The organism is Streptomyces sp. NPDC002386, assembly GCF_053593175.1.
This window is the reverse complement of the sequence record NZ_JBSFBX010000007.1, coordinates 258,255-281,195: the sequence shown is the minus strand read 5'-3', so window position 1 is coordinate 281,195 and position 22,941 is coordinate 258,255. Positions and strand designations below refer to the sequence as shown.

Genomic DNA, 22,941 nt, shown 5'->3' with positions numbered 1-22,941 from the left:
GCCGCGGGACAGTGGAGAGCGCTACGGCCAGTCGGGGACGTCGAGGATCTCGACCACCGCGGCGGAGAAGCTGAAGCCCTCGCCGGCGGACACCAGCAGGACCAGGTCGCCGGGGCCCACGGCCCGCTGCGCGACCAGGTGTTCGAGGCCGAGGAACTGGTCGCCGGCGCCCATGTGGCCCACCCGGCGGCCCAGGTCCCAGGTGCTCTGCTTCTCGGCGAAACCGAGGAGCTCGTAGTTCTCCGGGGATTCGCCGCGGTGGATGTGCGGCACGACGGCCCGGGCGATGTCCTCGGTGGTGACGCCTGCGTCGTCCAGGGCCCGTGCCGTGGTGTCCAGCAGGCCCGCCTCGAAGCGCTCCCAGGAGCCCTCGGCCTCGGGGGTGACGGCGTGCTGGACGCCGCGGTCCCGCAGCCGCAGCGGCAGTTCCCGGCCGGGCGCGGTGCCGAACGGCTCCAGGCCCCGGTTCCAGCGCTCCAGCGAGTTGTCGGCGCCCACGCACAGCGAGAGCACCCGGGCGAAGCCGCTCCGCCCGGACAGCAGCAGCGCGCTGCCGCCGTCCGCGAAGATGAAGTTGAGCTGCACGTTCCAGCGGTCCACCCACGGCGGCGCGAAGTTGTCGCCGGTGGTCAGCAGCACCGCCTCGGTGAAGCCGGCGGCTATCTGCCCGGCGGCCAGCCACAACGAGCCGAGCCCGGCGTTGCAGCGCTGCTGGACGTCGAAGCCGGCCGCCGCGCGGCCCACGGTCTCGTTCGCGACGTACGACGCCGCCGGCCACATGTCGTGCCCCTGGTAGCCGCACGAGGAGTGCAGGACCAGGCCGACCTCGTGGCCGTCGCTCCCGGCCCGCTCCAGCGCAAGGCGCCCCGCGCGCACCGCCATGTCGGGCCCGGAGACGCCCTCGGCCACGGCGATCGAGTCGTAGCCGAGGTCGCGGTGCTCCGCGTCGACGAGGCCCGCCGCGACGGCCTCGTCCAGGGGGCGTGTGCCGGGCACCCAGGCCGCGGCCGAGGCGATGTACAGGTCGTCGGGTGCTTTCATGTGTTTCTCTCTCTCGCTTCTCGGGGCGCCGGCGCGGCTCGCTCCGAGCGCGTGCGGCAGCGGCCGGCCCGGTCGGCCGCTGCCTGGGAGAACGGGTGCTCAGGCCGGCTGGGCCGCCGCGATGCGCTGCAGCCGGTGGGCGAAGTGGGCGGTGACGGACTGGGCGTGGGTGTCGATGTAGAAGTGGCCGCCCGGGTACTCGTTGTGGCCCAGGTAGGAGGGGGTGCGCCCGGCCCAGTGGGACATGGCGTCCGGGTGCTCCTGCAGCGGGTCGGAACGGCCGCCGTAGGACGCGAGCGGGCAGTTGACGCCGGCTCCGTCGTCGTCGTGGTCGGCGGCGACGCGCAGGTCGGCGCGGAGCGCCGGGACCACGAGGGCGAGCATCTCGGGGTTGTCGTAGATCTCCGCCGGGAACGAGCCCAGCTTCTTGATCCACTGGACCATCTCGGGCTCGGGCATCCGGCTCTGCTCCTCGGTGGGCTTGAAGAAGCCCTGGGGGGACCAGCCGGAGGTGCCGACCATGAGGGGCGACGGGCCGCCCTCCTCCTCCATGCGGATGGTGAGCCGGAACGCGAGCTGGGCGCCGAGGCAGTGCCCGAACAGGGCGAACGGGCGGTCGTCGAGGTCGTCGAGCACGGCCTCGTGCAGCGCTTCGAGCAGCGGCTCGAACTCCTCGTACGTCTGCTCCTCGCGGCGGTTGTGCCGGCCGGGCAGGGTCACCGCCTGCGGGGCGATGTCGGGCGGCAGCAGGCGCTCCCAGTCGCGGTAGATGATGGCCCCGCTGCCCGCGTGCGGCAGCATGAACAGCCGGATCGAGGCGTCGGGCGAGGGGTCCGCGGGGTGGAACCACTGCCCCGCACGGGACATGTCCTGGCCGACGGAGGCGATGGCACTGGTCACGACTGGGTGCTCCCAACGGTGGGGCCGAGGGCGCGTACCGCGGGCAGCAGCACCTCGGCGATCTCCTTCAACTGCGGTTCGGGGTCCAGGGATCCGATCCGTACGACCAGGTGCCGGGCGCCGGCCCGGACGTACTCGCCGAGCCACTCGGCGCACTTCTCGGCGCTGCCCCAGGCGTAGGCCTGGATGGTGCGCATCTGGTCCAGGGAGCGGCCGTAGTAGTGGCTGATGTAGTGCTCCAGTTCGGCCCTGGCCGCCGACTCGTCGCTGTTCACGGTGATCGTGGCGTACAGCGCGGGGGTGACGGCACCGGCGCCCCGTCCTGCCTCCTCGGCGAGTTCGGCGATACGGCGGCGGGCGCGGCCGTAGGCCTCGACGTCGGGCAGGAACGGCAGCCAGCCGTCGTAGCGGGTGGCGGCGCGGGCGAGGACCTTCGGGGTGTCGCTGCCGGCCAGCCACAGCGGGGGTCCGCCGGCGACGGCCGGGGAGGGCAGCCGGTCGAGGTGCTCGGCCTGCCAGAACCGGCCCTGGAACTCGTCCGGTTCACCCTCCTCGCCGGAGCGCCAGGCGGTGCGCCACAGCGCGGTGATCTCGTCCAGGCGGCCCACCCGGCCCTGGAAGGAGGCGCCGACCGAGGCGAACTCCTCCTCGGTCTCGGGCATCGGGAAGCCCGAGCCGAGGCCGAGGACCAGCCGGTCCGCGGCGACGTGGCTGAGGCTCGCGATCATGTTGGCGCCGATCAGCGGGTGGCGCAGGGCGGGGGTGAGGGCCGCGGTGCCGACCGAGATGCGCTCGGTGGCCGCCGCGGCGGCCGACAGCACGACGAGCGGGTCCAGGCGGGGGCGGGCGGTGAGGGAGTCCCCGGCCCACAGCGAGTCGAAGCCGAGCGCTTCCGCCTGGCGGGCGAAGTCCAGCAGCGGCGCGGCCGCGTAGGCGCCGTTGATGGCCTGTTCCCGGGTGGGAAGGAGGATGCCGATCCGCAGGGGCTCGGTGCTCATGGTCAGGTCCCTTTCGGGCATGGGGTGCTGGGTCGGGGTCATACGGTGCTCGCGAGCGGATTCCGGGCCGGCGCCGTGAGCTGTTCCCGTACCGCGCGCCGCAGGATCTTGCCCGAGGGGTTGCGGGGCAGGGACTCGGCGAAGTGGTACGTGCCGGGGATCTTGTAGTCCGCGATCCGGCCGCGCAGGGACAGCAGGAGCTCGCGCGGCGTGGCCTTCGTACCGGGCCGCAGGACGACCACCGCGTGCACGCTCTCGCCCCAGCGCTCGTCGGGCAGTCCGACCACGGCGGCGTCGGCGACGGCCGGGTGCGCGGCGAGCGCCTTCTCGACCTCGGCGGGGTAGATGTTCTGCCCGGCGACGATGATCGTGTCGTTGATCCGGTCGCACAGGTGGAGATAGCCGTCGTCGTCGAGGTAGCCGGCGTCGCCCATGTACAGCCACTCCCCCACCAGGGTGCGGGCGGTGGCCTCGGGCAGGTTCCAGTAGCCGAGCATCCGGGAGGGGGCGCGGACGCAGATCTGGCCGATGGCACCGGGCGGGAGGGTCTCGCCGTCGGGTCCGACGACCTTGATCTCGTTGCCCGGGCAGGGCTTGCCGACGGAGGTGAGCACGGTGCTGCCGGGGTGGTGCGCCTCCGGCGGCAGGCAGACCGCCACGCTGCCGGTCTCGGTGCTGGCGTAGATCTGCGCGAACTCGCAGCCGAAGGTCTCCAGGCACTGCTTGAGCAGCGTCTCGGACATCGGGGCCGCGCCGTACGCGATCTTGCGCAGGGAGGTGAACGCCTCGGGTCCCGCGCCGCGTTCGGCCGCCATCGCCTGGAGCATGGCCGGTGCGGCGAAGGTGGTGGTCACCCGGTGGGTGCGGATGAGCCGCACCGCCTCCTGCGGGTCGAACTGCGGCATGATCACGTTGGTGCCGCCGGCGTTGAAGGTGTGCAGGAACCAGCCGATGCCCGCGACCCCGAAGCCCGGCAGGGAGATCAGGCCGACGTCCTCCGGCAGCCAGTCGATCCAGTCGACGCCGCGCTCCTGGCTGGCGTGCGGCAGGGTGAAGAAGCTGCGGTGGGCGAGGACGGCGCCCTTGGGCAGGCCGGTGGTGCCGCTGGTGTAGATCTGGATGACCGCGTCGTCGGGGCCGGTGCCCGGGGTGAGGTCGGTGTCCGGCTGGCCGGCGGTCCAGGCGGGCAGTCCGGCGCCGCGGGCGGGTTCGCCGTCGGCGTCGGTGCCGTCGACGCGGATCACCTTGCGCAGTCCGCGCAGTTGGTGGCGGACGGTGGCGACGGTGTCCCAGAACTCGTCGTCGACGAAGATCAGGGCGGCGCCGGAGTCGCGCAGGATGTGGTCGACCTCGCTGGGCGTGAGCCGCCAGTTGACCGGTACCAGGACCGCGCCCGCCTTGGCGCAGGCGATCATCACCAGGTAGTAGTTCTCCGACTCGCGGCCCAGGTAGGCGATCCGGTCGCCGCGCCGGACACCGCAGGTGCGCAGGGCGTGCGCGGCGCGGTTGCTGTCCCGGTGGAACTTCTCGTAGGTGGTGACGCGGTCCTCGCAGACGATCGCCGGATGGTCCGGGCGGCTGCCGGCGTGGGCGCGGGCGGAGTGGTGGAGCGTCCAGCGCTCCCTCGATATGCCACTGGATATGTCAGTCATGGTCGTCTGTCCTTGTCGTCCGTCACGCGGCCGGTGCCGGGACGATCCGCTCGCCGAGGAAGCCGGCGAGCTGCCGTACCGTCGGGTGGTCGTGGGTGAGGGAGGCCGGCAGGGGCAGCCGGAAGGCCTGCTCCAGACCGGACCTGACCTGCTGGGCCATCAGTGAGTCCAGGCCCAGCGACACGAACTCGGTGTTGGGATCCAGTTCGTCGCCCTCCTCCAGGTGCAGCACGGCGGCGACCTTCTCCCGGACCACGGCGGTGACGGCCGTGGCGCGTTCCTCCGGGGACAGGGCGGCGAGCGCGGCGACGTCGAGGCCGTCGTCGTCCTCCGGTTCCCGGCGGGCCAGGCGGTCGAAGAACAGGTCGCCGGTGACCCGGCCCGCCATGTAGCGGTCCCAGTCGAAGTCGCCCACCACGCGCTGGCCGCGCGGCTGGTCCCAGAGGCTGACCAGGGTGTTCAGCGCCCGGGTCGGCGAGAACAGGTGGACGCCGCCGCGCTCCAGTTCCTGGATGAGGACGTCGTTCATGCGGGAGGACATGCCGACCCGGGACCAGGAGCTCCAGTTGAGGGCGAGTCCGGGCAGGCCGCGGCGGGCGCGCCAGTCGGCGAGGCCGTCGAGGGCGGCGTTGCCGGCGGCGTAGTGCCCCTGGGCGACGAAGCCGCCGAGCACCGAGGAGACCGAGGAGTAGACGACGAAGAACTCCAGCTCCGGGAAGGCCTGTTCGGTGGCCTCGTGCAGCAGCCAGCCGCCGTACGCCTTCGCCGCGAGCTGGTCCTCGATGGACTCCCAGGTCAGTTCGGAGATCAGCCGCTCGTCGTAGGAGCCGCCGGCGGCGTGCACGATGCCGCCCAGGGGGCGCGGTCCGGCCTCGATGTGGCGCACGAGCCGGGCGACGTCCTCGGCGCGGCCGAGGTCGGCGCGGACGATGTCGACCTCCGCCTCCTCGGCGAGGCCGGCGAGCAGTTCCGCGGCCTCCGGGGCGGGCCTGCCGCCGCGGCTGACCAGCGTCAGGTGCCGGGCGCCGAGCTCGGCCAGCTTCCAGGCGGTGGCGAGGCCGAGGCCGCCGAGGCCGCCGGTGACGAGGTACGTGCGGTCCTCGCGCAGACCGGCCTGCCGCCGCTCGGCGGGTTCCCGCCGCCGGTCCGCCGGGTCCTCGGGCAGCGTCACCCAGACCGGGCGGGCGGGGTCGGCGAGGGTGGTGCGCAGCGCCTCGCCGGTCTCGTCGAGGCCGAAGTGGGCCGCGCCGTCGCCGGGTTCGGGCGCCGGGGCGTGCACCACGGCCGTCGCCGGCAGGGTGAGCGTGGAGCGGAAGGTGCCGTCGTGGCGGACCAGGACCTCGTCGCCCGGCGCGAAGCCGGTGCCCGTGGCGGCCGCCAGGACGGTGCCGTGCGCGGTGCGGCCGAGCACGGGGGGCGGCACGTCCTCGCCGTCCTCCTCCGCGCGGTCGGCGCGGCCGGTGTCCAGCGCGGTGCGGGCGTCCTCGGCGGTCAGGCCCACCAGACGGACGCGCACCTGGACCTCGTCCTCGGCGGGTGCCCGGCCGGCGACCGGGGCGGGTGCCAGGTCGGACAGGTCGCCGGACTCGGCGGCGCGCAGTTCGAAGTCGCCGCTCCAGTTCAGCGCCTCGTCGCCGGCGAGCAGCCGGCGGACGTAGCGGCGGCCGGACCGGTAGGCGACCTGGTACTCGCCGGCGGGCTCGGTGCGCCACTCCTCCAGCAGCGGGGTCAGGCCGCTGCCGGGGGCGAGGTCGACCAGGGTGGTGCGCAGCTGCGGGTACTCGGTGAGCAGTACCCGGCCGAAGCCCCACAGGGTGGCGGCGGCGAGGTGGCCGCCGTCGCCCGCCGGGTCGCCGGGCAGCGCCTGGGCGCCCTGGGTGACCAGCCACAGCCGCGGCGGCCGGGAGAGGCCGGCCGCGTCCAGGACGCCGACCGTGGTGAGCAGGTCGCGGTAGTTGTCCTCGGACTCGGCGCGCAGCCGGTCCACGGACATCTCACCGGGCCGGGTGCGCCAGACGCGGACGATGTCGGTGACGGTCGGGTCGTCGAGCACGGACTTGAGTTCGCTGGGGTCGGCGAGCCAGGTGACCTTCAGGCCCGGCTCGCCCGCGAGTTCGGCGGCACGGGCGGCGGCCGGGTCGAGCAGCACGACGTGCCGTTCGGCGGACGCGGCGTCGGTCGCGGGCAGGGCCCGGCGGATCCACTCGGGGCGGTGCAGGAAGCGGCGGCGGCCGGTGCGGTCGTCGGGGCGGACCAGCCGGACACCGAGGAGTTCGGCGACCGGGTCGCCGTTCTCCAGCAGCAGCACGTCGGCGAGGCGGCGGTCCTGCTCGCCGCGGATCCGGGCGAGGACGCGCAGGTTCGCGCCGCGCGGCTTGCGGAAGTGCCGTACGGAGGCGATCTCGCGGGGCACGAAGACCGGGCCCTCGGGGTCGAGGACGACCAGCGCCTGCGCGGCGGCCTCCAGCAGTTCCGCCGGGACGTGTTCGACGGCGGTGGCGTCGCGGCCGGTCAGCTCGCCGGAGACCACGTCGTCGCCGTGCCGGGTGACGTGCCGGAGCAGCCGCATGCGGGGCCCGGTGGCGCGGCCGACGGAGGCGAGGTCGGTGTAGATGTCCTCGTCGTCGATGCGCTGCGCGGCCGGGGCGAGGGCGGCGTCCAGCTCGGCCAGCTCCGAGACCGGGACGAGCGCCTCGCGGTCGGCGGCGACCGTGGCGGTGGCGTGCGGGTTCTCCTCGCCGCCGACCACGGTGAACACCTCGATGCCGGCGCCGCCCTCGGGGCGCGGCCGCCAGCGGGTGGTCAGGGTGAGGGTGGTCTCGGCGGGCAGTTCGAGCGGGGCGAGCAGTGTGAGGTCGCGGATCGCGGAGCGGGCGTGGCCCTGGACCGCGTCCTGCGCGGCGAGCAGCAGGTCGACGTAGGCGCCGGCGGGCAGGGTGGCGCGGCCGCCGTCGGCGAGGTCGGCGAGCGCGCCGAGTTCCTCGGCGGTGAACTCCGCGGTGAACTCCCGCACTCCGCTCGCGAACCGCTCCTCGGTGCCGAGCAGCAGGTGCCGGGCGCTGCCGCCGCCGGCGGAGCGCCGGGGGGTGACGGAGGGCAGCCAGTAGCGCTTGCGCTGGAAGGCGTACGTGGGCAGGTCCACCTTGGCGGGGGTGGCGTACCCGTCGTGGTAGCCGGCCCAGGAGACGCCGAGGCCGGCGGCGTAGTAGTCGGCGAGCGCGGTCAGGGTGGTGGCCGTGGTGGTGTCGCGGCGGCGCAGGCTCGCCAGCCACACGTGGTCCTCGGCGGCGACGCCGCGGCGGGCGAGCGCGGTGAGCGCGGCCTGCGGGCCGATCTCGACCAGGGCGTGCCGGCCGCGCTTGGCGACGGCTCGGATGCCGTCGAGGAAGCGGACGGGTTCGCCGATGTGCCGCACCCAGTAGTCGGCGTTGCCGATCTCGCGGAGGCGGGCCAGGCGCCCGGTGACGTTGGAGATCAGGCTGATCTTCGGCTCGTGGAAGGTGATGCCGTCCAGCGCGGCCCGGAAGTCGTCGTAGACCTCGGCCATCAGCGGCGAGTGGAAGGCGTGCGACACGGTGAGCCGGTCCACCCGGAAGCCCCGGTCGGCGAGGATGCCGGTGACCTCGTCGAGAGCGGCGGTGGCGCCGGAGACGACGGTCTGGTCGGGGGCGTTGACCGCGGCGAGCGCCAGGTCGTCGCGCCCCTCCAGCAGCGGGCCGACCTCGTCGGCGGGCGCGGCGACGGCGGCCATACCGCCCTCGGCGCGCACCGCCTGCATCAGCCGGGCGCGGGCGGCGACCAGCTTCACGGCGTCGGGCAGGGTGAACAGGCCCGCGACGGCTGCGGCGACGACCTCGCCGATGCTGTGCCCGATGAGCACGTTCGGGCGTACGCCCCAGGCCATCCACTGCTGGGCGAGGGCGTATTCGAGGGTGAACAGAGCGGGCTGGGTGTACTCGGTGCGGTCGATGGCGTCCGGGTCGGCGGCGGTGCCGAGCAGCAGCTCGCGCACGGAGCGGCCGAGGGGGCCGGCGAAGAGGCGGTCGCACTCGTCGACGTGGGCGCGGAAGACGGGCAGCGCCTTGTAGAGGGCGGCGCCCATGCCGGCGTACTGCGAGCCCTGCCCGGTGAACATGAAGGCGGTCTTGCGGATGCCGGTGGGGCCCTCGTGCCCGGTCTCGGCGGCGCGGTCCAGCAGTTTGGCGAGCGCGGCGCGGCCGGCGACCGGGGCGGCGACCCGGTAGGGGTGGTGGGTGCGCGCGACGTTGGAGGTGTACGCGAGGGCACCGGTCGGCAGGGCGGGCTCGTCGTCGAGGAGCTGCCGGTACCGGGCGGCCTGTTCGCGCAGGGCGGCGGCGCTCTTCGCGGAGAGGGTGAACACCGGTGCGGCGTACGGGAGTCCGGACTCCTCCTGCGCGGCCGGCTCGGGTGCCTCCTCCAGCACGACGGCGCCGATGGTGCCGGCGAACCCGAAGCTGTTGACGACGGCGCGCTTCACCTCGGCCCGCCACGGCTCGCACTCGGTGGGCACGCGCAGCGGGTACAGGTCCCAGGGGATGCGCCCCGAGGGGGTGTTCAGACCCACGTGCGGGTAGACCGTGCCGGAGCGGAGCTGCAGCACGGTCTTGATGACGCCGACGATGCCGGAGGCCGGCTCCATGTGACCGAGGTTGGTCTTCACCGAACCGACCAGCACCGGACGGTCCTTGGTGTGGGAGTCGACGAACACGTCGCCGATGGCGCCGAACTCGATCGGGTCGCCGAGCGGGGTGCCGGTGCCGTGCGCCTCGACGTAGGAGATGTCCTCGGGGCCGAGGTGGGCGGTGGCCAGCGCGGCGCGGATGACCTTCTCCTGGGCGGGGCCGTTGGGCACGGTCAGGCCGGCGCTGTCGCCGTCCTGGCCGACGGCCGTGCCGCGCACCAGGGCGAGGACGCGGTCGCCGTCGCGCCGGGCGTCGGAGAGCCGCTTGAGGACGACGATGCCGCAGCCCTCGGCGCGCGCGTAGCCGTCGGCGGCCTCGTCGAAGGTCTTGCAGTGCCCGTCCGGGGACAGCATCTGGGCGTTGGAGAACATCACCGGGATGCGCGGGTGGTGCAGGGCGTTGACGCCGCCGCACAGCGCGATGTCGCTCTCGCCGGCGCGCAGCGCCTGCACGGCCAGGTGCAGGGCGACCAGCGAGGAGGAGCAGGCGGTGTCGACGCTCATGCTCGGGCCGCGCCAGCCGAGGAAGTACGACAGCCGGCCGGACAGCGGGAACATGGTGATGCCGGAGGCGAGGTGGCCGTCCAGCTCCTCGTACGGCAGGGAGTCCAGCTCGAGGGCGTAGTCGATGGAGCTGGCGCCGATGTACACGCCGCCGTTGCCGCGGCGCAGCGGCGCCGGGTCGATGCCCGCGTGCTCCAGGGCCTGCCAGGCGGTCTCCAGCAGCAGCCGCTGCTGGGGGTCCATGTAACGGGCTTCCTTCGGGCTGATGTTGAAGAAGCCGGCGTCGAACAGGTCGATGCGGTCGAGGAAACCGCCCGCCTTCGCGATGATCTTGCCCTTGTCGTCGGGCCCCTCGGGCGTGAACGCCTCGACGTCCCAGCGGTCCCGGGGGATCGGGCCGATTCCGCTGCGGCCCTCCCGCAGGAAGGCGTCGAACTCGTCGGGCGAGCCGCTGCCGCCGGGGAACCGCAGACCGATTCCGACGATCGCGACCGGTTCGGGCGCCTGCTCTGATTCCTTACGCGGCATGGAACGACTCCTCAAGCGTCCTGGATTTCCTGGGTCAGGTGGTCCACGAGATGGGCGACCGTCGGCTCGTTGAAGAGCACGTTGACGTTGATCGACAGATCCAGGAGCTGCTCCAGGCTCTGCCGTATCTCGGTCAGCCGCAGCGAAGTGAGGCCGAGATCGAAATAGCTGATGTCGATGGGGAGTTCCTCGGACTCGTCCATGAGAAGGACCGCCCGGAACTTCTCCAGGACGATTGACTCGATCTCTTCGGAGAGTTCGCTGCGCGGCAGGTCGCGCAACCGCTGGATCGTGCTGTCGACAGGTGGCATGCGGTCATGCAAGCAGCGCCGGCTGACGCCCCACTGACAGGACCCGGAGCCGGCGTTGGCCGGATCGGCGCGGTCAGTCGGGCGTCAGCGCCGGGTCAGATTCCGCTGTCAGGCTCGCATTGCTTCAAGAAATCCACACGCCATATCCGAAAGGCTGAAGATGCTTCGCGAAGCCGCGCAGGAGCAGGAGGAGAGTGCTGAGGCACCTTCCGGATTGAAGAGTTACGACCTCTATATCGCGGGCAAGGACGTGGCCGGTGACGGCTGGGTCTACACCGTCAGCGGGCGTTCGCTGCTGGAAGACGTTTTCACGAGCGTCAGCCTGAAGCGCTCCCTGGAACAGGACCCGGAGTCCGAGGCGGCCAAGCACCCCTACGTCGTCGGGCGCTGCGCGATCGCGGACGACTCCGCCATCGACCTGGCCACCCAGGCCGCGGCCGCCGCCGCCCCCGACTGGGCGGCCGTACCGCTGGAGCGGAGGATGCAGCTGGGCACCCGCTTCCGCGAGGAACTGATCAAGCACCAGGACGAGTTCCTGCGCATGCTGGTCGCAGAGTCCCACCCGGTGAAGCTCGCCCGGTGGGAGCTGAGCTGCCTGCTGCAGATCTACGCCCCGGGCTCCCTGCGCTGGTATCTGAAGCAGATGCGGGTGGAGAAGGAGTACAACGGCCGCAAGCTGATCCTGCACCGCCAGCCGGACGGCGTGGTCGCCTTCAACCCGCCGCAGAACGCCCCGCTGCCGAGCGCCGCCCTGTGCGTGCTGGCGCTGATGGCGGGCAACGCCGTGGTGGTGCGGGCGCCGCGCTCGATCGCGCTGTCCACCATGTGGTTGCTTCGGGACATCGTCGCACCGCTGCTGGAGGAGATCGACGCGCCGGCCGGTGTGCTGAACGCGGTGTGCTCCAACCCCAAGCAGACGATGGACCGCTGGATCGCCGACCCGCTGATCGACGACATCTTCTACATCGGCGGCAGCCAGGAGGGCCTGCGCTTCGAGCAGAGCTGCGTGGCGCACGGCAAGAAGCCGATCCTCGAACTCGCCGGCAACGACGGCATCGTGGTCTGGAAGGACGCCGACGTGAAGTGGGCGGCCGAGGCCATCACCGAGTCGTTCTACGGCTCCGGGCAGATCTGCATGGTGCCCAACTACGTCCTGGTCCACCCGGAGATCGCCGAGACGCTGATCGCCGAGGTGAAGGAGCAGGTCAAGGGCATCAAGCCGGGCCTGCCCGAGGAGGAGGACGTGCTGCTGTCGCCGGTCAGGCGCAGTGAGCGCTTCTTCCGGCTGCTGCGCCAGGCGCTGGACAACGGCGCCGAGCTGCTCACCGGCGGCAACCGCACCGAGGTCGACGGCACGGTGTCGGAGACGGGCGTCTTCCTGCAGCCGACGGTGGTGCGGGTGGACGGCCTGGACCGGGCCCGGACGTACGACGTGGTCCGCGAGGAGACGTTCTTCCCGCTGATCCCGATCGTGGTCCCCGAGCGGGACAACGACGACGCCCTGCTGGAGGCCTTCCTGCAGTTCGTCAACAGCAACGACTACGGGCTGCGTAACTCCCTGTGGTCGCGCTCGGACCACGTCATCGAGACCTTCGTGCGCCGCGTGGTCAACGGCGGTCTGCTGAAGGTCAACGACTCCCACATCGGCTTCCTGCCGTACCTGCCGAGCCACGGCGGCACCGGCCGCACCGGCGGCGCCTTCGGCGAGGCCAACTACCCGATGCTCAAGACCTCCCACATCCAGGGAGTCAGCATCGCCCGCGACGTGAGCCCGTACGACGCGGTCTTCGGCGCCTGACCGCCTTCGCATTCGACGTCTTCCGGAGGTTTCCCGTGCGTTCCCTCGATGCTGCCCGGACCGTGTGCGAGCGGTTCCATCCCGGACTGCTCAAGGAGCTGGAGCAGATCCCGTACGCCGAGCGGGAGCAGCCCGGCAGCCCCGTCATCGACCTGTTCCGCATCCACGGCGGGGTGGGACTGCTCATCCCCGAGAGCTACGGCGGCCACGGCGCCGCCCCGCTGGAGGCGCTGCGGGTGCAGCTCGCCCTCGGCGCGCTGTCCCCGTCGCTGGTCGCGGCCGTCTCCATGCACCACTTCACCGCCGCGATGCTGTACTCGCTGGCGGTCAAGTCGGGCCGGCTCACCGACGCGCAGACCGCACTGCTGCACCGGATCGTGCCGGACCAGCAGGTGATGGCCTCCGGCTGGGCCGAGGGCCGCACCGCGCAGAACATCCTGAAGCCGGCCGTGACCGCGCGGCCCGTGGAGGGCGGGTTCCTGCTGTCCGGTTCGAAGAAGCCGTGCAGCCTGGCCCGTTCGATGAGCTTGCTCACCGCGTCCATCGCGATCCACGGCGAGGACGGCGGCGAGCCGGAGCTGGCGCTCGCGCTGGTCCCGTCCGACGCGCCGGGACTGTCCGTGCACGCGTTCTGGGGCAACGACCTGCTGGCCGGCGCGGAGAGCGACGAGGTCCGCCTGGAGGACGTGTTCGTCCCCGCGGACATGGTCGTCCGCGCCGGGGCCGACGACCCGACCCGCCTCGACGACCTGCAGTCGGCCGGTTTCGTCTGGTTCGAGATGCTGATCTCGGCCGGATACGCGGGCGGTGCCGCCGCCCTGGTCGAGCAGGTGCTGGAGCGGCGGCGGGGCAGCGCCGGGGAGCGGGCCGCGCTCGCCGTGGACATGGAGGCCGCCCTCGCCCTGCTGGAGGGCGTGGCCCGCGGCACCGGCCAGGAGCCCGGCGACGAGGAGTCGGTGGCCCGGGTGCTGGTCGCCCGGTACGCGGTGCAGAACGCGCTGCCGGACATCGTGGCGCGGGCGCTGGAGCTGCTCGGCGGCCTGGACTTCATCGTCAACTCCTCCAGCGCGCAGGTCGCCGCCGCGACGCGTGCCCTGGCCTTCCACCCGCCGTCCCGCATCGCCGCCGCGGAGCCGCTGCTCACGTACTTCGACGGGGGCCCGCTGGTACTGGCGTAGCGCCGCCGAATGCCTCCTGACCCACCCCCACACCCTTGGAGTGAGCGACACGTGACCGTCATCCAGGACTCCCCGGCGCCGGCGCCGGTCTCCGCCGCCGACTACGAGGCGGACATCCTCAACCTCTACCGGGCCCACCTCAGCAAGGGCCGGGCCACTCTGGCCGAGCTGTTCGGCAGCCACATGGAGACGGCGTCCGAGGGCGCCTGGCTCACCACCAGCGACGGCGAGCGCTTCCTGAACGCCGGCGGCTACGGGGTGTTCATCATGGGCGCCCGCCACCCGATCGTCATGGAGGAGGTGGAGCGCCAGCTGCGCACCCACCCCACCGCGACCCGCATCCTGCTGGAGCCGACGGTGGCCCGCGCCGCCGAGTCCCTGGTCTCCGTGATGCCGCCCGGCCTGGACCGCGTGCACTTCGCGCTGTCCGGCGCCGAGGCGGTGGAGACGGGCCTGAAGCTGGCCCGCGCGAACGGGTTCAAGCGGACCGTCTCGATGCGCGGCGGCTACCACGGCAAGACCCTGGGCGCCCTGTCGGCGACGGCCAAGGACGTCTACCAGGCGCCGTTCCGCCCGCTCGTCCCCGACTTCCTGCACCTGCCGTTCGGCGACGCCGACGCGCTGGAGGAGGAGCTGCGCGCCCACCCGGGCGAGGTCTGCGTGATCCTCGAGCCGGTGCAGGGCGAGGGCGGCGTCATCATCCCGCCCAAGGGCTACCTCAAGCGGGTCGAGGAACTGGTCCGGGAGTACGAGGGCTTCCTGATCCTCGACGAGGTCCAGTCCGGCTTCGGGCGGCTCGGCGAGTGGTGGGGCGCCGACATCGAGGGCGTCGTCCCGGACGTCCTGCTCACCGGCAAGGCGCTCGGCGGCGGGGTGATGCCGGTGTCGGCGGCCGTCGCCACCCGCAAGGCGTTCCGCCCCTTCGACAAGGACCCCTACGTCCACACCGCCACCTTCTCCGGGCAGCCGGTGCTGATGGCGGCGGTGCAGGGCGCGATCCGGGCGGTCAAGGAGGAGCGCCTGGTCACCCGCGCCATGGACCTCGGCGCCCGGCTGCTGCCGCGGATCACCGAGGTCGCCCGGCGCAACATCCCCGAGCTGGTCGTCGAGGTGCGCGGCCGGGGCCTGCTCATCGGCGTGGAGCTCGTCGAGGCCGGACTGGCCGGCGAGCTGCTGATCGAACTGTTCAACCACGGCGTGGTCGCCAACCACTCCATGAACGGCAGCTCGGTGGTGCGGTTCACCCCGCCCGCCGTGCTGGACGACACCGACGTGGACTTCCTCGTCAACTCCTTCGACCTGGCCACCCGCGACCTGATCAAGGGCGCGGCCAAAATGCCGGAAGGCGGTAACTGATCGTGCGGCACGTCGAACTCGATGCCCTGATACCCGCGGAGCAGGCCGAAACGGTCCTGCACGCCGTACGGCGCTGGGAGCGTTTCCCGGACCTGGCGCCCCACGTCAACGCGACCACCGTGCACGCCTCCTACCCCGACCCCAAGGCCTCCTCCAGCTGGGAGCTGCACTTCCGCAGCGGCCTGCTGCGCTGGACCGAGGACGACACCGTGCTGCCGGAGAGCGGCGAGATCCGCTTCGAGCAGTCCGACGGCGACTTCGACTCGTTCGCCGGGTGCTGGTCCGTCCAGCAGTCCGGTGACGACGTCACCGTGCGCTTCGACGCCGACTTCGACTTCGGCATCCCGAGCCTCGAGGGCATCCTCGACCCGATCGCCGAGCGGGTCATCAAGGAAACCGTCGCCTGGGCGCTGACCGGCCTGTTCCCGGGTGTGCGCATCCAGGGCGGCATAGAACTCACCGAACCCGCCGCGGTCGGCGCCTAGCACCCGCGCGAGGAGCTGACCATGGACCAGGCGAACCCGTTCGAGACACCACGCACGTACTCGCTGCACCGCGCCGAGTACCTGGTGGGCCTCGCCGTCACCACCGGAATGATCGTCTACCACTTCGGCGACATCCGCTGGCTGCCGGCGATCGGACTGTTCCTCTACATCGACCTGATCGGCTACATCCCCGGTGCCATCGCGTTCAAGAAGAGCGGTGGCCGGCCGATCCACAAGGCCTACTACGTCCTCTACAACGTCATGCACAGCCTCATCACGCAGGGCGCGGTGGCCGCGCTGTGGTGCTGGCTGGTCAAGCCGGAGTGGGCGCTGCTGGTGCTGCCGTTCCACCTGTTCGGCGACCGGGGCCTGTTCGGCAACTTCATGAAGTCCTTCGCGCTGCCCTTCGAGCCGGTGCGCCAGCAGGGCTACCTGCGGCTGCTGGACGACCTGGGCCTGCCCCACCCCAAGCCGGCCGGGCACGCCATGGACCCGGAGCCGGTCGGTCACGTCCCCGCGCGGCCGGTCGTCCGGGAGACGGAGGCCGTGTGATGAGCACCGCGACCGATGTACGCGCCGCCCGGCCGGTCCGCCAGGACCCGGCCGAGCGCCGCCGGGCGCTGTACCACCTGGCGTCCCCGGTGTCGGTGCTGACCACCGGCCCCGAGGACCGTATGCACGGCACGACCGCCAGCACGGTCACCCTCGTCTCGCGCTCGCCGCTGCTGGTCGGCGTGGTGCTGCGGTCGGGCTCGTCGTTCGCCCGGCTGGCGGCGGCCGAGGGCCGGTTCGCCATCAACGTGCTCGGCGGCGACCAGGCCGACGTGGCACGGCGGTTCGCCGACAGCGGCCGTCCGGACGGCGACGCGGCCTTCGCGGGCCTGGCCTGGACGTCGGACCGGTACGCGCACGCCCCGCTGATCGCGGGCGCGCTCGCCCACTACGTCTGCCGCTTCCACTCGGCGCACGCGGCGGGCGACAGCGAGCTGCTGCTCGGCCATGTCGTACGCGCCACGGCCGACCCGGGTCTGCCGCTGTTCAGCTACGCCGGCGGGCTGTTCGCCGGCTCCCTGCGCCCGGCGAAGGAGGCCGCCGCATCATGACCGCACCCGTTGCCCCCGAGGCGGACTGGGACAAGGCGCCCGGTCTGCTCGACGGCGCGAAGGAACTCACCCTCGGTCCCGAGGAGTGCGACCTCGCCTACTGGTTCACCTCGGTGGCCCAGGGAACCCTGCGCGACCGCGGGGCGACCGGCCACCACGAGAACGCGATCACGCCCGACTTCCTGAAGGCGCCCGGCCCGCTGCGCGAGGCACTGGTACTGGAGTTCGGCTTCCGCGCGCTGGCGGAGGAGCTGGCCACCCGGCTGCTCGGCCACTACGTGTCGATCGCGCCCGGCATCCCCGAGATGGAGTTCTACGCCACCCAGCTCATCGACGAGGCCCGGCACGCCAGGGTCTTCCGGCAGCACCTGGTGGACCTGGGCATCCCGGCGGGCACCCTGCTGAAGGACATCGAGGAGATGGCCCGGGACTACCGCAAGCGGGTCCTGGACCCGGTGGTGGACTTCACCCTGGACATCGTGCGCGACCAGGCCGACTTCCCCGGTGGCGTCGCGGTGTTCGCCATCATCATCGAGGGTGTGCTCGCCCCGGCCGCCGAGCTGAGCGAGCGCAAGTGGACCCCGCTGTCCCCGGCGACCGGCGAGATCTCGCGGGGCACCGCGATCGACGAGATCCGCCACCTCACCGTGGCCAGCACCATCCTGCGCGACCACGTGATCGCGCACCCGGAGTACAAGCCGCGGCTGCTGGAGATCCTGCGCTCGGGCGTGAAGCTGTGGGACGAGATCCCGGACCGGGAGTTCGTCATCCACCGCGAGGAGCTGTTCCAGCAGGGCATGTCCGAGCACGCCGACAAGATCGGCGACTACGAGGTCTGGCCGGGCGTGCGGCTGCTCGACACCACCGCCGAGCAGCGCTACGACATGGCCGAGCGGTGGACGGACGAGATGGCCGAGGTCCGCATGAAGTACATGGGCCTGCCCGTCGAGGTCCTCGCCTCGGAGGCCGGCGCATGAGCACCGGGCGGGCCGCGGTCATCACGGGGATCGGCTCGTACGTCCCGCCCAACGTGGTGACCAACGACGACCTGTCGCAACGGCTCGACACCTCCGACGCGTGGATCCGCTCCCGCACCGGGATCGCCGAGCGGTGCTTCATCACCCCGGGCACCTCCACCGGCGACCTGGCGGTGGAGGCGGGCCTGAGGGCGCTGAAGTCGGCGGGCGACGAGCAGGTCGGGGCGGTGGTGCTGGCCACCACCACCCCCGACCAGCCCTGCCCGGCGACCGCACCGCAGGTGGCGGCCCGGCTGGGGCTCGGACAGGTACCCGCCTTCGACGTGGCGGCCGTCTGCTCGGGCTTCCTGTACGGGCTGGCCTCGGCCGCCGGGCTCATCGCGGCCGGGGTGGCGGACAGTGTGCTGCTGATCGCCGCGGACGCCTTCACCACGATCATCAACCCCGAGGACCGCACCACCGCGGTGATCTTCGCCGACGGCGCGGGCGCCGTGGTGCTGCGGGCCGGCTCGGCGGACGAGCCGGGCGCGATCGGCCCGCTGGTGCTCGGCAGTGACGGCGAGCTGAGCCACCTGATCGAGGTGCCCGCCGGTGGCTCCCGGCAGCGCTCCACCGACCGTCCGGTCGACCCGGCCGACCGGTACTTCCAGATGCTCGGGCGGGACACCTACCGGCACGCGGTGGAGCGGATGACGTCCGTCTCCACCGAGGCCGCCGAGCGCGTCGGCTGGCGCCTCGAGGACGTCGACCGGTTCGCCGCGCACCAGGCCAACGCCAGGATCCTGGAAGCGGTGGCCCAACGCCTCGGGCTGCCCGAGGACAAGCAGTTGAGCAACATCGAACGGGTCGGCAACACCGGTGCCGCCTCGATTCCGCTGCTGCTGGCCGAGGCCACCGCCGAGGGCCGGCTCGCCGCGGGTCACCGGGTACTGCTCACCGCGTTCGGCGGCGGGCTGGCCTGGGGCGCGGGCACCGTCGTCTGGCCGGAGCTGCAGACCTTCTGACCGACCGTCAGTAACCCATACCGAATTCAGCGGTACGCGGGGTGCGTACGCCCTTCGAAAGGAACGGACATGCTGGAGCAGCTCAAGGAAATCCTGTCCAACAAGCTCAAGGTGTCGCCCGAGGCGATCACCCCGGAGGCCACCCGCGAGGACATCGAGCTGGACTCGCTCGCCGTGGTGGAGCTGTCGCTGCTGCTGAAGTCCGAGCTGGACCTGGACATCAGCGACGACGACCTCCTGGAGGCCGAGACCGTGGCCGACATGGTCCGGCTCATGGAGGAGCGGAGCGCGAAGGTCTGATGGCCGGCATGGACATCGCCGTCACCGGACTCGGTCTGGTCACCCCGGGTGGGATCGGGGTCGGGCCGAGCTGGGCGGCGGTCTGCGACGGCAGGCCGGCCGCCGCCCTCGATCCGGTACTGGCGAACAACCCCGTACAGATCTCCTGCCGGGTGCCCGGCTTCGACCCCGAGTCGCTGCTCAGCGCGCGGCGCGCCCATCGTCTGGACAGGTTCGTGCAGTTCGCGCTGGTCGCCGCGCACGAGGCGGTGGCCGACGCGGGCCTGGACCCGCAGACCTGGGACGGCGCGCGGGTGGGTGTGGTGCTGGGCTGCGCCGACGGCGGGCCGGGCACCGTCGAGGAGCAGCACCATGTGCTGCGCGAGCAGGGCGCCGACCGCGTGTCGCCGCTGCTGCTGCCCATGCAGCTCCCGAACATGCTGGCCGGTCAGACGGCCATCGAGTTCGGGGCGACCGGACCGAACCTGGTGGTGGCCACCGCCTGCGCCTCGGGCGCGACCGCCATCGGGACCGCCCGGGACCTGCTCGCCCTCGGCCGCTGCGACATCGTCCTCGCGGGCGGCAGCGAGGCCATGATCACCCCACTGGTCATGGCCGGGTTCGCCCAGATGGGCGCGCTGTCGAAGCGGCACGACGACCCCGCGACCGCGTCCCGCCCGTTCGACGCCGACCGGGACGGCTTCGTGGCCGGGGAGGGCGCCGGGATCCTCGTGATGGAGCGGGTCGCGGACGCCCGGGCCCGGGGCGCCCACGTGCACGGCCGGATCATCGGCTACGGCGCCACCGCCGACGCCCACCACATGACGTCGCCCCACCCGGACGGCGCCGGCATCGAGGCGGCGGTGCGCGCGGCCCTCGCCGACGCGGGAGCCGATCCGGACGACGTGCAGCACGTCAACGCCCACGGCACGTCGACCCCGTTGAACGACCTGTCGGAGGCCCGCATGATCCAGCGGTCCCTGCGCGGCGACCCGCTGGTCACGTCCACGAAGGGAGTCACCGGTCACCTGCTGGGCGCCGCCGGCGCGGTCGAGGCCGCGTTCGCCGTGCTCAGCGTCGAGCACGAGGTCATCCCACCCGTCGCCAACCTGGTCATGCCCGATCCGCGGATCGAGATCAAGCTGGCCCAGACCGTCACGTCGATGCCGATCGACCTGGCACTGAGCAACTCGCTGGGGTTCGGCGGGCAGAACACGGCCCTGGCGATCGCCCCCGCGTAGACGCCCGCCGGGTCCGGTCCGCCCGGCACGTCGCAGCAGCCGTCCGCCGAGAAGTCTCGGCGGGCGGCTGTCCCCGTCCCTCTCCCCTTTCCTCGGATTTCCTCGGAGTCGTCATGTCCTCCAGTGGTTCCCCGCCCCCGTCCGGCCGGCTCGGTACCGGGCACATCCTCTTCCTGATCGTCGCCGCCGCCGCGCCGCTGTCCGCGATGGTCGGCACCGTCCCGCTCGCGTTCGCCTTCGGTGACGGGGCCGGTGTACCGGCGGCCTTCCTGTTCGCCGGGGTCACCCTGCTGTGCTTCTCGGTGGGGTACGCGGTCAGCGCCCGCCGCACCGGCGGCTCCGGCGGCTTCTACGCCTCCGTCGCCGACGGGCTCGGCCGGCCGCCCGCGGTCGCCGCCGGCTACGTCGCCCTGCTCTCCTACAACTGCGCCACCATCGGACTCGCGGGCGCCCTCGGCTACTTCACCCAGCTCGTGCTGGCGGCCCACGGGCTGACGGTGTCCTGGCAGTGGTGCGCGGCCGTCGGGCTCGTGCTGATGGCGGTGCTCGGCTACCGGGAGATCGCGCTCAGCGCCCGGGTGCTGGCCCTGCTGATGCTCGGCGAGATCGGGGTGCTGGCCGCGCTGGACGTGGCGATCCTCGCCCGCCACGGGCTGCACGCGCTGCCCACCGCCTCCTTCTCCCCGCACACCGCGGCCGGGCACGGCGTCGGCGTCTCGCTGATGTTCGCGTTCGTCTCCTTCATCGGCTTCGAGTCGGCGGCGCTGTACGGCAAGGAGGCGAAGGACCCGCGGCGCAGCGTGCCGCGCGCCACCTACGTGGCCGTGACGCTGATCGCCGGCTTCTACGCGCTCACGAGCTGGCTGGCGGTCGGCGCGGTCGGCAGCGACAACGTGCGCGAGGTGGCGAGCAAGCAGATGGGCGACCTGTTCTTCGTCCTCGGCGACGACCTCCTCGGCAAGGCGGGCAGCACCGGCCTGCAGATCCTGCTGTGCACCAGCCTGTTCGCGGCCACGCTGGCCCTGCACAGCGCCGCCGGACGGTACGCCCAGGTCCTCGCCGGGGACGGCCTGCTGCCCGGCTCGCTGGCCGCCGAGCACTCCCGGTACCGGTCCCCGCACCGGGCCAGCCTCGCGCAGAGCGCGCTGACCGCGGTGGTCGTGGCCGGCTTCGCCGTCGCGGGCCTCGACCCGTACGCCGACCTGACCACCAGCATGCTCGGTCTGGGCACGCTGGGCATCGTCGCCCTGCAGGCGCTGGCCGCGCTGTCCGTGCTCGGGCTGCGGGTGCGCACCGGCACCGGGCACTGGTGGCGGGAGACCGTCGCCCCGCTGCTGGGCTTCGCCGGACTGGCCGCCTCGGTGTGGCTGGTGGTCGGCAACTTCGACATGCTCACCGGCTCCCCCTCGGCGGTGATCGCCGCGCTGCCCTGGCTGCTGCCGCTGGTCGCCGCCGGCGGCCTGCTGTACGCGGCCCGGCTGCGTACGGCGCACCCGGCGCGCTACCGCCTGCTCGGCACCCGGCACACCGCCGAACCCGTCCCGGCTCCCTCCCCCGCCCTGTCAGGAGACCGCCATGCACGATCCCAGTGAGCTGATCGCGGCCGGCGAGGACGCCGTACGGCGCCTGGCCCGCCGCCGCCACGACCTCGACCTGGACGCCCTCGGCACCGCGCTGCGCGCCCGCTCGGCCGCGCAGTCCGAGGTGACCCGGCTGCGCACGGAACTGAACCGCACCGCCAAGGCCCGCCGTTCGGGGCCGCCGACCGAGGCGGAGAAGGAGGCGGCCCGCGCGCTGCGGGCCGAGGTGCAGCGGGCCGAGGCCACCGCCCGGACCGCCGCCGCCGGTCTGACCGAGCTGCTGCTCGGCATCCCCAACCTGCCGCTGGACGCCGTACCGGACGGCGACTCGGAGAAGGAGGCGGTGGAGGTACGGCGCGGCGGACCTGCCCCGCGGCCGGCGGATGGCGCCCGGCACCACGCGGAGATCGGTGAGGCCCTCGGCATCCTCGACTCCCCCGCCGCGGCGCGGCTGTCCGGCGCCCGGTTCAGCGTCGCGCGCGGCGCCGGGGCACGCCTGGAGCGGGCCCTCGGCGGCTTCTTCCTCGACCTGCACACCCAGGAGCACGGCTACACCGAGCAGTCGGTGCCGTTCCTGGTCAACCGGGACACCATGACCGGCACCGGGCAGCTGCCCAAGTTCGAGGAGGACCTGTTCCGCACCAGCGTCGCGGACCGGGAGCTGTTCCTGATCCCGACCGCCGAGGTGCCGCTGACCAACCTGGTGGCCGGGCAGCTCCTGGACGCGCGCACGCTGCCGTACGCGTTCACCGCCCGCACCCCCTGCTTCCGCGCGGAGGCCGGGGCCTACGGCCGGGACACCCGGGGCGTGCTGCGGCTGCACCAGTTCGAGAAGGTGGAGCTGGTACGGATCTGCGCGCCGGAACAGGCGCAGGAGCAGCTCGAACTGATGGTGGGGCACGCCGAGGAGTGCCTGCGCCGGCTGGAACTGTCCTTCCGCACGGTTCTGCTGCCCGCGGGCGACATGGGCTTCTCGGCCCGGATGACGTACGACATCGAGGTGTGGCTGCCCGGTGGCGGCGCGTTCCGGGAGATCTCCTCGGTGTCCGACTGCGGCACCTTCCAGGCCCGCCGGGCCGACATCCGGGTGAAGCGGGCCGACGGGCGCAAGACACCGGCGGCCACGCTGAACGGTTCGGCGCTGCCGATCGGGCGGACGGTGGCCGCGCTGCTGGAGCAGGGCGTCCAGGACGACGGCTCCGTGGTCCTGCCCGAGGCGCTGGTGCCGTACGCCGGCTTCCGGCGGATCCTGCCGGGCGGCGCCACCGAGTGACGCCACGCGAAAGGGGCGGGAGCCGAGGACC

Annotated in this window: 18 protein-coding genes; 12 read left to right on the top strand and 6 right to left on the bottom strand. The window is 72.9% G+C overall.

The window, feature by feature from the left end; genetic code table 11:
- Window positions 1–21: 21 nt before the first annotated feature.
- The 6 genes from ACWCPN_RS16845 to ACWCPN_RS16820 all read right to left on the bottom strand — a co-directional run bounded on the left by ACWCPN_RS16845 (window position 22) and on the right by ACWCPN_RS16820 (window position 10,636).
- Entirely contained in the window at window positions 22–1,041 is a 1,020-nt protein-coding gene (locus ACWCPN_RS16845) for a ketoacyl-ACP synthase III family protein (RefSeq protein ID WP_451206480.1), read from the bottom strand.
- 99 nt (window positions 1,042–1,140) lie between these two features.
- Window positions 1,141–1,908 (bottom strand): thioesterase II family protein, encoded by a 768-nt coding sequence (locus ACWCPN_RS16840; protein WP_451206656.1) that lies wholly within the window; start codon window positions 1,906–1,908, stop codon window positions 1,141–1,143.
- 29 nt (window positions 1,909–1,937) lie between these two features.
- Complete coding sequence (locus ACWCPN_RS16835) at window positions 1,938–2,939, bottom strand: LLM class flavin-dependent oxidoreductase (RefSeq protein ID WP_451206477.1); 1,002 nt, start codon at window positions 2,937–2,939, stop codon at window positions 1,938–1,940.
- Between the two features lie 38 nt (window positions 2,940–2,977).
- Window positions 2,978–4,591 carry a fatty acid--CoA ligase gene (locus ACWCPN_RS16830; protein ID WP_451206474.1) on the bottom strand — a complete coding sequence of 538 codons (1,614 nt, stop codon included), beginning with the start codon at window positions 4,589–4,591 and terminating at the stop codon, window positions 2,978–2,980.
- A 22-nt stretch (window positions 4,592–4,613) separates the two neighbouring features.
- Window positions 4,614–10,325: an SDR family NAD(P)-dependent oxidoreductase gene (locus tag ACWCPN_RS16825; RefSeq protein ID WP_451206472.1), complete on the bottom strand. Its 5,712-nt coding sequence runs from the start codon at window positions 10,323–10,325 to the stop codon at window positions 4,614–4,616.
- 11 nt (window positions 10,326–10,336) lie between these two features.
- Window positions 10,337–10,636, bottom strand: coding sequence for an acyl carrier protein (locus ACWCPN_RS16820; RefSeq protein ID WP_451206469.1), 300 nt, complete (start codon window positions 10,634–10,636; stop codon window positions 10,337–10,339).
- A 160-nt stretch (window positions 10,637–10,796) separates the two neighbouring features.
- On the opposite strand from ACWCPN_RS16820, the gene ACWCPN_RS16815 reads away from it, so the two are divergent.
- The 12 genes from ACWCPN_RS16815 to serS all read left to right on the top strand — a co-directional run bounded on the left by ACWCPN_RS16815 (window position 10,797) and on the right by serS (window position 22,910).
- Entirely contained in the window at window positions 10,797–12,434 is a 1,638-nt protein-coding gene (locus tag ACWCPN_RS16815; RefSeq protein WP_451206466.1) for an aldehyde dehydrogenase family protein, read from the top strand.
- A gap of 35 nt (window positions 12,435–12,469) precedes the next feature.
- Window positions 12,470–13,612: an acyl-CoA dehydrogenase gene (locus ACWCPN_RS16810; protein ID WP_451206464.1), complete on the top strand. Its 1,143-nt coding sequence runs from the start codon at window positions 12,470–12,472 to the stop codon at window positions 13,610–13,612.
- A 51-nt stretch (window positions 13,613–13,663) separates the two neighbouring features.
- Entirely contained in the window at window positions 13,664–14,968 is a 1,305-nt protein-coding gene (locus tag ACWCPN_RS16805) for an aspartate aminotransferase family protein (protein WP_392293346.1), read from the top strand.
- 2 nt (window positions 14,969–14,970) lie between these two features.
- Window positions 14,971–15,453, top strand: a complete 483-nt coding sequence (locus ACWCPN_RS16800; protein ID WP_199212398.1) for a type II toxin-antitoxin system RatA family toxin — start codon at window positions 14,971–14,973, stop codon at window positions 15,451–15,453.
- A 21-nt stretch (window positions 15,454–15,474) separates the two neighbouring features.
- On the top strand, window positions 15,475–16,005 hold the full coding sequence (locus tag ACWCPN_RS16795; RefSeq protein WP_199212397.1) for a hypothetical protein: 531 nt from the start codon (window positions 15,475–15,477) through the stop codon (window positions 16,003–16,005).
- Window positions 16,005–16,556: a flavin reductase family protein gene (locus ACWCPN_RS16790; protein ID WP_199212396.1), complete on the top strand. Its 552-nt coding sequence runs from the start codon at window positions 16,005–16,007 to the stop codon at window positions 16,554–16,556. Before ACWCPN_RS16795 ends, ACWCPN_RS16790 begins: the two co-directional genes overlap by 1 nt.
- Window positions 16,553–17,533: a ferritin family protein gene (locus ACWCPN_RS16785; RefSeq protein WP_365127788.1), complete on the top strand. Its 981-nt coding sequence runs from the start codon at window positions 16,553–16,555 to the stop codon at window positions 17,531–17,533. Before ACWCPN_RS16790 ends, ACWCPN_RS16785 begins: the two co-directional genes overlap by 4 nt.
- Window positions 17,530–18,537, top strand: a complete 1,008-nt coding sequence (locus ACWCPN_RS16780) for a beta-ketoacyl-ACP synthase III (RefSeq protein ID WP_451206459.1) — start codon at window positions 17,530–17,532, stop codon at window positions 18,535–18,537. The genes ACWCPN_RS16785 and ACWCPN_RS16780 overlap by 4 nt, the downstream gene beginning before the upstream one ends.
- A 69-nt stretch (window positions 18,538–18,606) precedes the next feature.
- Window positions 18,607–18,837, top strand: a complete 231-nt coding sequence (locus ACWCPN_RS16775; RefSeq protein ID WP_046422004.1) for a phosphopantetheine-binding protein — start codon at window positions 18,607–18,609, stop codon at window positions 18,835–18,837.
- The gene (locus tag ACWCPN_RS16770; RefSeq protein ID WP_199212394.1) at window positions 18,837–20,057 is read left to right on the top strand and encodes a beta-ketoacyl-[acyl-carrier-protein] synthase family protein; all 1,221 of its coding nucleotides are present in this window, start codon (window positions 18,837–18,839) and stop codon (window positions 20,055–20,057) included. The genes ACWCPN_RS16775 and ACWCPN_RS16770 overlap by 1 nt, the downstream gene beginning before the upstream one ends.
- Window positions 20,058–20,170: 113 nt before the next feature.
- A complete protein-coding gene (locus ACWCPN_RS16765) occupies window positions 20,171–21,649 on the top strand; it encodes an APC family permease (protein WP_451206456.1) in 1,479 nt (492 codons plus the stop codon).
- Complete coding sequence (serS, locus tag ACWCPN_RS16760) at window positions 21,633–22,910, top strand: serine--tRNA ligase (protein WP_451206453.1); 1,278 nt, start codon at window positions 21,633–21,635, stop codon at window positions 22,908–22,910. Before ACWCPN_RS16765 ends, serS begins: the two co-directional genes overlap by 17 nt.
- Window positions 22,911–22,941: the final 31 nt, after the last annotated feature.